At 50.4% G+C, this 15182-nt stretch carries 10 protein-coding genes; 4 read left to right on the top strand and 6 right to left on the bottom strand.

The features are described from left to right. Positions 1 to 97: 97 nt before the first annotated feature. Both ACYVF1_RS02875 and ACYVF1_RS02870 read left to right on the top strand, forming a co-directional pair. The gene (locus ACYVF1_RS02875) at positions 98 to 664 is read left to right on the top strand and encodes a type VI secretion system tube protein Hcp (RefSeq protein WP_461075420.1); all 567 of its coding nucleotides are present in this window, start codon (positions 98 to 100) and stop codon (positions 662 to 664) included. Between the two features lie 23 nt (positions 665 to 687). Then, on the top strand, positions 688 to 1188 hold the full coding sequence (locus ACYVF1_RS02870; RefSeq protein WP_461075418.1) for a hypothetical protein: 501 nt from the start codon (positions 688 to 690) through the stop codon (positions 1186 to 1188). Between the two features lie 86 nt (positions 1189 to 1274). Here ACYVF1_RS02870 and ACYVF1_RS02865 read toward each other — a convergent pair whose 3' ends face one another. Then, a complete protein-coding gene (locus ACYVF1_RS02865; RefSeq protein ID WP_461077793.1) occupies positions 1275 to 2582 on the bottom strand; it encodes a Gfo/Idh/MocA family protein in 1308 nt (435 codons plus the stop codon). A 198-nt stretch (positions 2583 to 2780) separates the two neighbouring features. On the opposite strand from ACYVF1_RS02865, the gene ACYVF1_RS02860 reads away from it, so the two are divergent. Beyond that, positions 2781 to 3479 carry an L-ribulose-5-phosphate 4-epimerase gene (locus tag ACYVF1_RS02860; protein ID WP_461075416.1) on the top strand — a complete coding sequence of 233 codons (699 nt, stop codon included), beginning with the start codon at positions 2781 to 2783 and terminating at the stop codon, positions 3477 to 3479. A gap of 89 nt (positions 3480 to 3568) precedes the next feature. Beyond that, positions 3569 to 4729 (top strand): aldose epimerase family protein, encoded by a 1161-nt coding sequence (locus tag ACYVF1_RS02855; RefSeq protein ID WP_461075414.1) that lies wholly within the window; start codon positions 3569 to 3571, stop codon positions 4727 to 4729. A gap of 208 nt (positions 4730 to 4937) precedes the next feature. Here ACYVF1_RS02855 and ACYVF1_RS02850 read toward each other — a convergent pair whose 3' ends face one another. The 5 genes from ACYVF1_RS02850 to ACYVF1_RS02830 form a co-directional block, all read right to left on the bottom strand. Beyond that, entirely contained in the window at positions 4938 to 6050 is a 1113-nt protein-coding gene (locus ACYVF1_RS02850; protein ID WP_461075412.1) for a glycoside hydrolase family protein, read from the bottom strand. A gap of 103 nt (positions 6051 to 6153) precedes the next feature. After that, on the bottom strand, positions 6154 to 8736 hold the full coding sequence (locus tag ACYVF1_RS02845) for a glycosyl hydrolase (RefSeq protein WP_461075410.1): 2583 nt from the start codon (positions 8734 to 8736) through the stop codon (positions 6154 to 6156). Positions 8737 to 8914: 178 nt separating this feature from the next. Next, on the bottom strand, positions 8915 to 11305 hold the full coding sequence (locus ACYVF1_RS02840) for an MG2 domain-containing protein (RefSeq protein WP_461075408.1): 2391 nt from the start codon (positions 11303 to 11305) through the stop codon (positions 8915 to 8917). 6 nt (positions 11306 to 11311) lie between these two features. Further along, a complete protein-coding gene (locus tag ACYVF1_RS02835; RefSeq protein WP_461075406.1) occupies positions 11312 to 12412 on the bottom strand; it encodes a DUF4249 domain-containing protein in 1101 nt (366 codons plus the stop codon). Next, the gene (locus ACYVF1_RS02830) at positions 12412 to 15180 is read right to left on the bottom strand and encodes a TonB-dependent receptor (protein WP_461075404.1); all 2769 of its coding nucleotides are present in this window, start codon (positions 15178 to 15180) and stop codon (positions 12412 to 12414) included. Before ACYVF1_RS02830 ends, ACYVF1_RS02835 begins: the two co-directional genes overlap by 1 nt. Between the last annotated feature and the right edge of the window lie 2 nt (positions 15181 to 15182).

Below are 15182 nucleotides of genomic sequence, written 5' to 3'. Positions count from 1 at the left end.
TTACGTACATATTGAATACTTTATCGATAGATATTGTCTTTATTCGTTTGTTTAACTGTTATATTTGAACTAGTTAAGAACTAAAAAACATCATATAATGAAATTTTTATCTGCCTTATTGATCATTACAGCTTTATCCTTCAGCAGTAGTTTTGCTCAGGGTCTTTACATGGAACTTGCCGTAGGTACCGGCACGGCTACACCCTACGCAGGAGGTGAAATCCTCCTGACGAGTATTTCCTACGGGTTTTCGAACAGCGTAACTATTGGCGGTCAAACAGGTGGAACGGGTGCTGCCAAAGCTGTTTTTGCGCCAATTCTAATTACTAAGCAGATAGACCCATCAACAGCACCTATTCAACAGGCCTTATTTACTGGCAGAAATTATCAGCGCGTCCGATTAAATTTTTATCGTCCCCTCACAGGAGGAGGCCGCGAACTAGCGTATCAGGTTGTACTAGGAACTGTTCTTGTCAGTAATTACCAGGCTGGTGCTGCAGAGGGTTGTACAAGCGGTTGTCCGGCAGTCAATGAGACAATTACGCTGGAGTACGGTCAGGTGGTCACGCGTGAATTTGTCAATGGACAACCAACCCGAGTAACGACATGGAACAGGATTAACAACACCGAAAATGTCGATCAATTTTTGCTGGCAACTAACTAGGGGCAATTACTCTCATAATGCGTATGAACTATTCCCGCTACGTTAGTATGCTGATGCCAGTTATCTGCTGGCTAACCGTTACGTTACCAGCCCTGGCTCAAAACAATCGAATAGCAGCCCTTCAAGAACGTGCCTGGCCTGCTAATCGATCGGTTGCTTATGTGTCACACACTCAGCGAACCATTGATAGTTTACAGCGCATGACCCGGCCTGGGTATCATTCGGAGCGACTTATGTCATTCAGACAAACAACCCCGGATAAACAGACACGTTTGGCGGCTGTCAGTTGCAACAACCATTTGTGTGGATTGGTCAACGGCGAAGTTGTTTCCACACAGGCTGGTGAGTGGAATGATCCGGCAATCTGGTCGGTACGTCGCGTGCCTCTGAATACCGATATCGTGCGGCTGAAACATGCTGTTACCATCCCAACCAGCTACAGCGCTCGGGCGGGCCGACTACGGTATGACGCTACTGGCCGACTACTTCCGAAGCAAAACGGCCGGCTTCGGCTAGGTTCTTAATTTCTCTCCTTTCTTTAAACTGCTACGTGCCCATTCAGCGTAATTTCCTGAATGGGCACGTAGCAGTTTAAAGAAAGTCTATTGGCCTAGGTCGGATATTGCCAGTCGCCCCGGTAAGCGCGGCTTAGCAACTTGTTGGCTTCGGGATCATTTGGAATCTGTTTGCCATCCCATTCAACGCTACGTCCAAGCTTCAGCGAAAGCATTCCGAGCAGCGCCATATTCGTAGAACGATGGCCAATTTCGATATCGGCGACAGGGTTCTTTTTCGTTTTGATGCTATCCAGGAAATTACGCCACAGCAACGCAATATTTTGATCATCAGGCTTATCTAATTGAGCATCCTGATGGATAATCTGCTTTTTGGGATCTGACGGATAGAAGGTCCAGCCGTCGAGCCAGCCCATGTGGAACGTACCTTCTGTTCCGTAAAAATAAACGCCTACCGCTTGTTGCGGGTGTGTTTTTTCGGCCATGTTTCCGGCGAAAGTACGTTGTTCCCATAAAGCGGTAAACCCTTCAAACTCATACGTAGCAACCTGATGGTCAGGCGCATCGGTGGTGTCGTTTTTAATGGGCCGCCCCCCGGTTGAGTACACCTTGCGCGGATGTTTTTCGTCGGTCCAGAACAAAATCTGGTCCAGCCAGTGAATACCCCAGTCGCCCAATACGCCGTTGGCATAGTTCAGGTAATTACGCCAGCCTCTGGGGTGCATGGTTGGGTTGAAGGCACGTAGCGGAGCCGGTCCACACCACATATCCCAATCCATTTCTTTGGGTGCTTCGGTGTCGGGCGTGGGTTGGCCTGCGCCCCCCGCGTAGTAAACGAATGCCCGCGCCATACCAATTTTACCCGCTTTCCCCGACTTCAGAAACTCCATCCCCGATACGTTGTGGGGCGATATGCGCCGGTGCATACCCACCTGACAGGTCCGGCCAGTATCGCGGGCGGTTTTCACCATCGCTTTACCTTCGTTGATGGTATGGCTAATCGGTTTTTCGACGTATACGTGCGCACCGGCTTTCATGGCGGCAATAGCGATCAGCGGGTGCCAGTGGTCGGGTGTTGCGACGATAACGATTTCGGGTTTTTCCGTATTAATCATCTCCCGGTAATCGCGGTATAATTTCGGTTTGTCCGACGTCAGTTTCGCGGCTTCGTCGCTCGTCTTCTGGAGTTGACGCGTATCTACATCGCAGAGCGCCACCAATTTAGACTCACCTGCCTGCAATGCACAACGTAGTATGTTATTTCCCCACCAGCCAGCGCCCACTAACGCCGTGCGGTATTTCTGGGCGGGTTGACGCGTAATAAAAGCCCGAACCTGAGTCGGATCGGTAATAAGCGTAGCACTGGCGAGGGCAGACGTTTTCAGAAAATCGGTACGGTTCATGAAGTAACGAACGAGTTGCAGTTGAGAAATACGGGAAGTCATTCGCGATTCCCGATACGTAGCAAAGCGGAAAACGGTCCATTTTTACCTTGTCGGGCAGGTTAGGTTGCCACGGCGAACCATTCCAGAAGGGCATAGACAAAATGTAATGAATCAGTTAAAAGTGATACTTTTGAGCCGTACTTGTTCATTTAACCCATGTACACGACTTTAAAAGAAGAATGCTACGAAGCCAACATGCAGCTTCCGAAATTAGGACTGGTGTTGTTTACATTCGGTAATGTCAGTGCTGTCGACCGCAACCGGGCAATATTCGCCATCAAACCCAGCGGTGTGCCCTACGACGAACTAAAACCTCAGGACATCGTCATCTGCGACTACGATGGGCTCATCGTCGAAGGCAAAATGCGCCCTTCGTCCGATACAAAAACCCACGCGCTTCTCTACAAAACCTGGGAGAAAATCGGTGGAATTTCACACACGCACAGCACGCACGCGGTTGCCTGGGCGCAGGCCGGCCTCGACATTCCTATTTTTGGCACCACTCACGCTGACCATACTCATCAGGATATTCCCTGTGCCCCGGCCCTGACCGACGAGATGATCGAAGGTGATTACGAACACGAAACTGGGCATCAGATCATGAACGCCTTTGCTGAAAAAGGCTTGTCATACAGCGAAGTAGAGATGGTTTTGCTGCAAAATCATGGCCCGTTCACTTGGGGCAAATCGGCGGATAAAGCGGTGTATAACTCGGCGGTACTTGAAGAGTTAGCTCGCATGGCCTACCTGACGCTTCAGATCAACCCGAATACGCCCCGTATCAAAGACACGCTACGTCTGAAACACTACGAGCGCAAGCATGGCAAAAATGCCTACTACGGCCAGGGCTGTTAACGGGATAATACGTTGCCGATTTTGCTTTATAGTATTAAAAAGCCACCGACGGCTTTAGTCCATAATCCTGTACCTCATTGCTTGCATTCATGAAATTTCTGACTCAATTTCTCTCCCTGGCTCTCCTGACGGGCTGTGTAGTTATGACCTCCTGTTCCTCCAACAAAGAAACGGCCGAACAAAAGCCGGGTATCGAAAAAACCGTATACGGCCAATTGCCCAGCGGCCAAACCGCCGATTTGTATAAACTTCACAACGCGGCTGGCATGACGGCCGAAATCACCAACTATGGTGGTATTATCGTCGGATTGACAGCCCCCGATCGCAACGGAAAGTTTGAGGACGTAACGCTGGGCATGGATTCGCTGGCGGGCTACGTAAAAGGAACGCCTTACTTCGGCGCATTGGTTGGCCGCTACGGTAACCGGATTGCCAAAGGGAAATTCACGCTGGATGGCAAACCCTATACGCTCGCCACCAACAACATGGGCAACCACCTGCATGGCGGATTAGTCGGTTTTGATAAAGTACTTTGGAACGCTACGCCCGTTGAAGGCGACGAACCGGCCCTTAAATTGACTTACACCTCAAAAGACGGCGAAGAAGGTTACCCCGGAAATCTGTCGGTTGAAGTGACCTATACGCTCCAGAAAGACAATGCGCTACGTATCGATTACCAGGCCACGACCGACAAACCAACCGTTGTTAACCTGACCAATCATACGTACTTCAACCTGACGGGCGGAGCCAAACGTGACGTACTCGAACATGAACTCACCCTGAATTCAGACAATCTGGTTCCGGTTGATAATACGTTGATTCCAACGGGTAAATTGATGCCCGTTGCCGGTACGCCGTTTGATTTTACCAAACCTACCGTTATCGGTAAACGTATCAATGATTCGACGGATACGCAGATTAAATACGGCCTGGGCTATGACCACGCCTGGGTATTGAAGGATACAAGCAATTCACTAAAGCTGGCGGCAACGGTATTTGAGCCAACCAGCGGCCGCGTTATGGAAGTACGTACTACTGAACCGGCGGTGCAGTTTTACACCGGTAATTTTCTGGATGGCACCGTAACGGGCCGCGAAGGTTTCCCGTACCAGAAACGGTACGCTCTTTGCCTCGAAACGGAACATTATCCCGATTCGCCAAACCAGCCAAATTTCCCTTCGACAGTGTTACGTCCCGGCCAAACGTACAAATCGTCAACGGTTTACCAGTTCTCGACGCGGAAACAGTAGTTTTTGCCTACAGTCGTAGCAAAGCATTCGTCGCATAACGACCAAATGTTTGTAGAATAAAGAGTTCATTGTGTATCTCACCGTCGCGTAGCGACCAAACCAATTTAGTGATTGGTTTGGTCGCTACGCGACGGTGATTTTCAGGGGTGAATAATAGCGGCTATAAACATTCGGTCGCTACGCGACGAAACCTCAGCTCCAACTGCTTCTAAGCTTCCTTATCCTCTTTGCCTTTTTTATCCTCTTTATCGCCACCGGTAATTCTAAAAATAAAGGGCGATGAAGTCATGTGTTTTCCGCCTTGAGCAGCGGCAAACAGGTATCGGGGCCGCCCGTGGCGCATCAGTAATTGCGGACGTTCAAGTCTGCCATAGCGACTCAGGTGTTTCGGAGCTTCCGGTTCTTTGGTATAGTCCTGAATCGGTCCATAAGCAATTTTAGGAGCTTCCCAGCGAATGCCATCGGTAGAGTTCAGATACAGGCCATCGTTGTTACCAAAAACACCCATATCGCGGGCCAGCATATTGAATTCGCCGTGCTGAAGCCAAACGTACGCATCTTCAAACTGGGCATTGTTTCCCCGGCCGGAAAAATCAAGAATGGCCCGTGTACTCACCCGACGATAAGGGCCCGTCAATCGAGTGGCAACGGCTAACCCATATTTCCGATTACCTCGAACGTCGGCACCAGTTGACTTTTCTTCTTCCTGCGTATTCCACGATTTATAATAAAGCCAGTACTGACCGTTGGGATGTTTCACAAACGAAGGGTTCGTTGTGCAATGATCATCCCAGGCACCGGCCGCACCGGGCTGAAGCAGCGGTTTATCCATCCGTTTCCACGGGCCTTTCAACGACTTGGCGGTAGCCATACCGATCCGTTGCGTATCTGTTTTTCCGTTGGAATTTCCCATGTAGAACAGACAGTACCGCCCATCGGTGTAGACAATGTGCGGATTGTGGCACGTAGTGGCATCCCAGGCACCGGCGCGGGGGGCTAATATAGTGTCTACATACTCGAAAGGCGATTCTGGAGATTTAGCTACAGCGTGAGCAATCTCCGAACCGTTTATCCAGCCTTCCATTTTTTTATCGGCCGACCACCTGGAGTAGAACAAATGCACCATTCCGTCGGGCCCATAAATCGGGCTGCTGCACCAGACGTACCAATCCGGCGATTCCAGGATACGGCCAATGGGTTTTAAATGTTTGCTAAATACCGAGCGGTCATCGTTCAGAAATGAATCGGCCAGGCCATGAGCCAGCGAACCCGTGAAAGGTAGTACCGATAATCCAGTCAGAAAATCTCTTCGGTTTATCATACAGTCAGGAAGACAAGTTATAATGTTGTAAAGTTGTAAGGTTATAAAGTTGTAGTATTACAAGGCTATACATTGCGGCTATTAACTTTATAACTCTACAACTTTATAACGAACCAACTGACGTCAGCATTATTGGTCCCAGCAAGCCGGAAGGCACCGCATCCCACGTAGCGGCATTGAAAGGGCGGTAACGAATGTCGACGATGTTGATGTCGTAAAACTTCTTCCAGCCCGGATTTACCCGATCATACAACCGCATGTAATTGGCCGACAGATTCGTTACGTCAATCTCCAGCTGATTTCCAGTTGGTTTCAACAGATTGGCGGGTATTGTTACGCGAAACGGTAGGCACCAGGCTGTTCCAACCGGTTGCCCATTCACACGGACATCGGCTACCTCACGAACATCACCCAAATCGAGTTGGTACGTGGCTGTCTGTTGACTAGCGGGCAAATCGAACGTTGTTCTGTAGCGAGCCTTGCCAGAATAATAACTCGCTGAATCAGAAAAGGTTGTCCACGAACTTAGATTCGTAAGGGTTGTCGATAGCGTTAAGGATGGGCGCCCTTGCAGAAAATCGACCTGCCACGGGTTCTTAAGCACCATCGACGTACCGGCGTTACGTATGGCTGGCTGCGGACCGGCTGCTCCATTCGAAGACGCTGCTTCCGGGCCGACAGTCACAAAAAACGCCTGCCCCGGTTCCACTGATAAGAAGGTTTCAACCTGACCGTTACGTCCGTTCCGAATCGGCAGAGGTTCCTGCTTATCAGTCAGCGGATCGTAGCGACTGATACGTCCTTTAGCCGAAAGCTGAATCCAGTTCTGACGAAATCGATTGTCGAGATTAGTAATAAAATAAATGGTCGCATCGGCGCTACGTTTGCGTAGAAATGACAGTCCTTCAACAGCCCAGGTTTCGACCCGAACACCTAATTGCGGCAACGTAGAGAATACGTCGTTGCTGACCGTTACATTTTTCCGCTGTTGAAGCGCTTTCCCCAATTGGACAACCGTTGCCGAACGAGATTCATGATTGTAAAATCCCGATGCCTGCTCTGGTAACTGCTGCTCGAATACGATACGGGCGCCCTGACGAGCCAGTTGTTCCAACCGACGTAGCGTGGTTTCGGGCATATACGTAGTGCGGGGCACCAGAATTACCTGATACGTCGCGCCACCCGGACTTTGTATCGTTTGCTTACTGACTGTCAGTTTATTGAGCAATTCGTCGGATACGTAATCGAATGAATAACCGCGCTGACTCAGTTGTTCGCACATCCGGCCGAAGGGCTGCGGCAACAACCAGCGTTCTACGTGGTGAACTTCCAACTGATGAATGCCGCCCGCTGATTTAGCCGGAGTAGCCCACAGATCATGAATCGGAAAATAAACCAGTACGTCATTATCCGGTTTGCTGGCCTGCAGGCGCGTCTGGCAACGCTCGATGTATTGATTCAGCAACGGCAGATGCGGCCAGAAGTGCGATGAAGGCCCGTAATTGGTCGACGCATAGAATATCCAACCGGGCCAATTTTCCGACGGGGGCGAATACGGCGTACCATGATAGAAAATGTGGTTGATGCCCGCTGCAAATAATTCATCAATCTGCGGTTTTATCTGCGACAGCGATACCTGAAAATGGTTCGCCAACCACGTAGTACTTTCCGAACTCACCAGTGGTTTACCCAGCAAATGAGCAGCCGACGACGCAAACTTCATCGCCAGCGGATTAGGCGTACCAAAGCGCTCAACTTCGTAATTGGCATCTACGCGCAAACCGGGAATCGGAAATCGGCTGGAGCCAAACGATTCGGTTTCGGGAATGTCGGCCTGAGCGTATAAATCAATCAGATTTCCCGGCGATCCGTGCGCCTGATTTCTTGACAGATAGCCCGCTTTTCTGGCCCAGCCACCCCACGTTTTGGCAAAGCCGTCGTTCAATAATTCCGATAGCGTTTGGTGGTAATCCTGGTGTACCAGAATGCTTTCACTACGTTGGGTCGTGTCGGTCAGCAGGGCGATCTGGCTATTGAGGTCGTAGCCGCGACGGGCTCTAAACTGAGCCAGAAAATCGGCGGTCCAGTTGGCACCGTATACCTCGTACGAATCATTATAAACGACTCTCGGGCGTTCGGGCATACGTAGCAATGTGGAGTCGAAACGGCGCAGATACTGTTCAACGGCCGGTTTGTTAAAGTAATCGACTACCAGCCCTTGGCCACCCGGCGCGGGGCGTTTCACCTGCTGTTTAGTCAGAACAGTCGCGAGGGTTCCGTTGTCATTTTTCCAGGCTTTGGCCGCGATTTCTTCCGATACGTTCGGCCCGCCAAACGGCCACCCCGTACCCGTGGTCAGATCAACACCCACGCCCAGCCGCTTACCTTCCCGCACGGTATGCGCCAGTACATCCTGCCATCGCTTACTCAGAAACGGAATAAATTGATTTTCAAACCCTTTGACGCCGTAAATGGGAATAATGTGTACACCTCCCAACCCGGCCTTGGCAAACTGCTCCAACTGATACGTAATGTCGGCTTCGTTGACGGCACTGCCCATCCACCACCAATACGTCCAGGGCTTAGCGGTGTTGCCGGTAGCCGTAATTTGTTGCTGCGCTTTTGAGATAGGGTGAAATGTCAGCCATAAACTAAATGTGAATGCGACCAGTATTGTGTATTTCATGAAAAGAGTATTTCCTAAATTTTATACAAAAGTCCACTACAGTGAATTTGTCATGCTTCCGCTCCGGTAGCCCGGCTGCGGAGACATGACAAAAAAAGGCTGTCTAACTGAATTTTAGACAGCCTTTAAAGAAACACATTTAAAATCAGTAAGCCGTACTGCACCCTCCTATCAGGCGTTACTTCGCCACATTCTTAACCTCAAACAGCGTCCGTTGATAACCCGCCTGCCCTTCCGTTGTCAGGCCGTTGATTTCAACGAGATACGTACCGGTCTGGTCGGATGTGTAAAAATCGAGCTGTGATTTGCCTTGTGCATTGACTGTTACGTTGGGGTTCCAGTATAGCAATGTCCGGCCATCGGGCAGCCGGCTGGTTTGTTGTCTGGGCGTTTCGTAGCGGGGTGCATAAAATTCACGTTGCAGTTGCAGGCCATCGTAATCAAGTTTCACCAGTCGATTATCCAGCAGAAAACCAGCCAGATCGCCCTTATAGGTCATGAAATTGATGATACCGCTGAAGCCAGCCATGCCCATAATGTATCGATTCGTTATTACGTCGATTTGCCTGATTTTCAACGGGCTGAAATCGATGATTCGATCCATGTTGAAAACCGGTACACCGTCCATCAGCACCAGCGATTGTTCATCAAAAAGTGCGCGATAGGGTAAGTTTGGCACCGCCAACCGGAAGTGCCCGTCCTTTTTTCGGGGCAGCACACCCGTTACGTACTCCCGCAGCACTTCCTCCATACGCGGGAAACGGGTGTAAGCGTCCAGCAGATACGTTTCGGGCGGTTTTCCGTAAAAAGCAGAACTATCAATTTCCGGATAGCGATACCGAATGATCTCATCCCCCCAATACGTCGACTGTACCTGCATAGCCACGCTTCGATTTTGCAACTGTGCCGTATGTGATTCGTTGAGACTTATTTCAGGCAGACGATTTGTGGAAAGAGACGTAGAGAACGGACTTTCAATGGTTAGTTTGTTGAGGCTATCTTCCGGATTGGTCTGAGCAATAAGGCTTTTAGGCCCGTAAAAATCCTGCAGTTCGTAGCGAACCCGTCCATCAGCGTCACTGCGAAATACGTACAAGCGGGTCGGTCGACCGGGGGTCGACAAGTACGTCATTATGTTCGGAACGGGCTTGCCGGTTTCGGGATTGGTTACTTTACCCTGAACGATCAGTCCATTGGGTTCGGGAAGGAAGGAACGTAGCGCCGGTTTATTGGTCAGTACGTCGTCCCAGCGGAAGCGTCGCCAGCCGTGCGTCAGCATCAGGTTATCCGTGGCCAGTGCTACGTCGGGGCTGGTAGGTTGCAGATAGTATTCCGGCGATTCGATCCGTCCGACCAAATCCGAAGTCATCCATAAGTAGTTCAGAATGTTGTCGGTAGCCGACGTAGCAAGCGAATCCACCCGATACACCGCCACCGACATTGACGCCTGATTATTATTGGCAGTGGATGCCTGCACAGCCGTTTCAAGGGTCACTTTGCTGCGAGATGCATACTGCGGCTGGTCGGATTTGAGCTGGATACGTAACTCCTGCGTTGGTCGTTTGAAATAGAGCCGCTCGCAGACGGGCTTCTGACTGGCATCGAACACCGTGATGTGCGAAATCCCCTCATCCAGCCCTTTTTTATCAATTGAAAAACTAATTTCCTGCTGAAACGGGCGTCCTTCGGCAGCTTTTATTTCCTGCCGCGTGTGCGCAAATAGATACACCTGCTGAATGCCACTCAGATTGGTTTTAACGGTAATTTTCAGCTTATCCGGGCCGTCTTCCTCTAGGCGCATCACGTAGCCCTGTGGTTGAACGGCCGGTAGCGGACGCGTAAACGAACGGCCCTGCGCATCCTGCACAACAGCCCGGTAACTCGCAGCTTCTGAGGGCGTAAACGTAAACGTACCAATGCCGAACTTGTGCGACTGAAACCGCACCAACGTATCATTCTGCGCATTCACAATTCCACCCCGAACCGTTATACCCTTTCCCGATTCGTCGGCTGCTTTAAACGCTACGTTGCTGGCAATACCCTGCACCAGATTACCGCCTTCGGGAAAGAACTGAATATCATAATCAGGTGCCGGTTTCTGAGCCGGCAGACCCAACGTTTTGAACGGATTGACAATGGTTAGATTCTTCTCGAAATAAAACTCGGGGCTGAAATTCTTCATCCAGCTGGTATACGCCCGCAGCCGATACGTACCGGAATTCATCGACGCGGGCAGAAAGAACGTACCATTTCCGCCGTTAGCGCTTAACGCTACTTTCGCCTGAAGCGTCGAATTCGATTCGTTATCCAGCAGCTCAACGTAAGCTACTTTACTTACATCCAGCGGTTTATGTAACGTAGCATCGACGTAGTACACCTTAAACCAGATCGTTTCGCCCGTTACGTACGCCGATTGATCAGTATGCACGAACAGCTTTTCCTGTAGCGTCTGCTGGCGATACGTATCAAACGACTGCGTAATCGCTTTCAACGGCTCCGTCGTTTGGCTGAATCCAGGAAGGCTGCTCATGATCAGCAGGCAACTCAACAAATAGCTTCGTGTGGACATCGTATATTACCAGAAATTAGGTTTCGTCAAATTACCACCCCGAAGGCGGCAATCCACACAATACTCGGCTGTGGTGAGGTATTCAAAATCGTAAGGCTCAATAATGGCGGGCATGTCCCTACGTATCTCGCCCAACGACAGGGTATCGACAACACATCCCTCCTGCCCCGTAATGGTATACCAGCGCGGCAATTGCGATTTGGTAATGAAAATACGTTTCGTTTCGACGTTACCGACCCTAAAAAAGCCCATCACCAGATCTGAAGCACTCGCCGACGAGCGAATATTACCGATAATCTGCGACGGCTGGGGATCGAAAATAGAGCCGATATTCTGCGTGATCTTCGCTAATTGGTCATAATACTCGAAGCCCGCCTGCGTCAGCGACGACTGCTTGACCAGAATGCTGTACCTGGATTCCAGCTTAATGGATGAACCAGGGATAAACGTAAGCGGATATTTACTGACGATATCCTGCTTCAGCCGCACCGTCGACGTCGTAATAATATTGGTCGATGATTCACTGTTCCAGCATCGGTTTATCGGAATCTGACGGCCCACAATCTGGTTATTTTTCAACTCCAGCGACGAGTAGTAACGCGAATAGTACTCCCACGTAGCGTCGTATTCCCAGCGATAGTAGCGGGTATTGTTCCGAGGGTCGTGCGTGTTTGCCAGAATCTGTAAGCCATCCGCATTTGCTTCCCAGCTCACACTGTCGATAGGGGGCGTGGTTACTACAGGCACATAATCCGAATAATAATCCGTGCCTCGGGTCAGAATATGCAGCCGATACGTTTCCCCCGCAACCGGCGTCACACCGGCAAGCGTGTAACTACCCGGTGTACCTTCTTTCAGCGCATAAACTGCTTTGCTCTGCGATTCTATCGTGACAATTGCCTTCGTCTCAACCGCTGGCGTTTTAAAATCAGCGAGGTTTTGCGTCCGCGACAACTTAATTGTGGTGGTGGTACCCGGTGAGCTATCAAAAAAGCCATTGACAACCAGATAACTGGCCGGCGACGCGATTTCGGGTGGTCGATACGGATCGACACAGCCGCCCACCAGGGCTATACACAACCAGCCGATGAGTTTTTGCTTGTTCATTAGAATCTGAAATTATACGTAACGGACGGAATTGGCTCGCCGAAAATAGACAACTGATACCCGTTGATGCGGCCCTGCTCCGCCTTGAAATACACGGAGTAAGCGTTGTGCCGCCCCAATAAATTATAGACAGAAATGGTCCAGGAGCTGTGCGCCAGCTTCTTAACCCTATGGTTCCCCTCAATATTCATCGCGAAATCGGCCCGGTAATAATCAGGAATCCGATACTGATTGCGTTCAGAATACAGCACCCGAACCGAATTATCGAGGACAAACTTGCTGACAGGCAACGTAATGGGTCGGCCGGTGCTGTACGTAAAATTGAGCGACAGGCTGAACCGCCGGTTGATTTTGTAGTTGCCAACCATCGTTACGTCGTGCGGTTTGTCGTAACTGCTCGGGTAATAACTGCCCGAATTAATGATTTCGGTATTGTTGATACTGGTCGAACGTAGCAGCGTTCGGGCGTAGGTGTAGCTGAGCCAGCCGTTCAGTTTGCCGGTCATCTTTTTCACCAGAAACTCAATGCCATACGCTATTCCTTCGGCGTTCACTACGTCGGTTTCGATGTGATGATTCAAAATTAACGTAGCACCACTTCGGTAATCGAGCAGGTTGCGCATGGTTTTGTAATACGCTTCTACCGAGGTTTCGATGGTGTTCGTCCGGTTGTTTTTGTAAAAGCCCACCGCAAACTGATCGCCAATTTGGGGTCGAACGGACTGATCGCTCAGTTTCCAGATATCGGTCGGCGAAATAACGGTGGTGTTCGACAGCATCTGAATATACTGCCGGGTGCGGTTAAAACTCGCTTTCACCGAAGCCGTAGACGTCAGGGCGTAACGTAGTGCCACCCGATACTCGGGCCCGCCGTACGAAGCGATACTCTTATTGTTACCATAAGACAACGTATCGATAATCGAATTCACCGATTTAGGTATTCCTTCGGCGTATTGATAAACCGTATTTGGCCCCAGATATGAATAGAACGAATACCGAAGGCCAGCGCTGATCGTCAGCTTGGACGATACGTCGAAACGGTCGCCGATGTAAACCGCACTTTCGACGCCTTTTTCTGTCGACACTACGTCCGGAATGATCAGTGACTGCTCTCCTTTCGGCTGGAAATTTCCGGGAGACAGTTTGTAGTAAATACTGCTGAAGCCGAAATCAAGCGCGTGCTGATTGGTGGGGTAATAGTTGAAATCGGCTTTGAACTGCGACTGATTGATGGAGAAATCGAGCTGATACGCGTTCAAGGGCTGTTTTTCGCTCGAAACCCCATACGAATAACCACTGTAGCTACCCGTGAAAACGCTGTACAGCTTATTGGTAATGATGTGCTTCCATTTCAACGTAGCGGTCTGGTTACGATAGCCATACGTAGTGTCGCTGTTGAGCCGGAAGCGGTCCTGGCTCAGGTAGCCCGTCAGGTAGAACGTGTTCTTTTCGTTGGCATCGTGCGTAATGTGCAGGTTTACGTCGTAGAACGAAGCGCGGCTGTTCTGATACGATTTAGCCGACAACTGACGTAGCAGCCAATCGGAATACGTGGAGCGGAAACCGGCAATAAACGACGTTTTATCTTTCAGAATCGGGCCTTCTACCGTGATACGTCCCGTAAGCAGACCGATACCGCCCGAACCCACAAATTTCTTCTTGTTGCCGTCGCGCGTCTGCACATCCAGCACCGACGACAGCCGACCGCCAAACCGCGACGGAATGGCACTTTTGTAGAGTTCGGCGCTCTTGATCATGTCGGGGTTGAAGGCCGAGAAAAACCCGAACAGGTGCGATGAATTGTAGATGGGTGCGTCGTTGTAGAGAATTAGGTTCTGGTCGGTGGCGCCCCCGCGCACGTTGAGGCCGGTTGAACTTTCGCCTACGGTTTTAACGCCTGGCAAGGTTTGAATAACACGTAGCAAGTCGGCTTCGCCCAGGGCCGTAGGTACCTGCTTGATACTCTTGATATCGACCCGCTCCTGCCCCATCTGCACGCCCGAAATGTTCGCATCTTTTTCGGCTTCGATCACCACTTCTTTCAGGGCAATTACGTCGTCCTCCATCTCCACGTCGAACTTCCCATCCGAATACAGAATGATTTTACGCCGAGTATCTTTCATCCCGATGCTACGTAGCTTGAGGTCGTGCCGACCACGGGGCAACGTAAAGGAATAGTGCCCAAACTGATCGGTAACGGTACCGATTCTGGGATTTTCGATGTAAACGGCCGCACCCACAATCGGCTCCCCCGACGCCAGGTTACGGACCAGTCCCGTCAACGTAGCGCGACCGGGACGAATCGGATTGGTAGGTTTACCGATTTCGTAGGTTTTCGCTTCGGGTTCAATACGTTTTTTCTGTGTCTCGGACATGTACGCCGAAAGAGTGGAATCGGAGCCGGATTCAGCGTTGCCCCGTCGGAAGAAACCAATCGGCAACTCGGTACGAATGAGTCGATTGGCGGTGATATAAACGCGCTGCTGGGCATCAATGGCAAACCCAAATTTCGACCCCTGAAAAAGCTGACGTAGCACGGCCGAAAGCGGCTGTTTATCCACTTTCATATCCACAATCAGGCTGTCTACATCTCTCGGATTGTAAAAAAAACGATACGTTGACTGGGCTTCTACCTGCTGCACAAACGATTCAAAACGCAGGTTCGAGAACTCGCCACTGATGGGCTTTTCGGTGGTCTGCGCGACTAGTTCAACCATCGAACCGGTCAGCAGCAAAAGCAATAACGTAATTCGGTACAGTTGGGTCATGG

This window comes from Spirosoma flavus (assembly GCF_054778555.1).
Note: the sequence above shows the minus strand (reverse complement) of the source record. Positions and strands in the feature narration are given on the sequence as shown.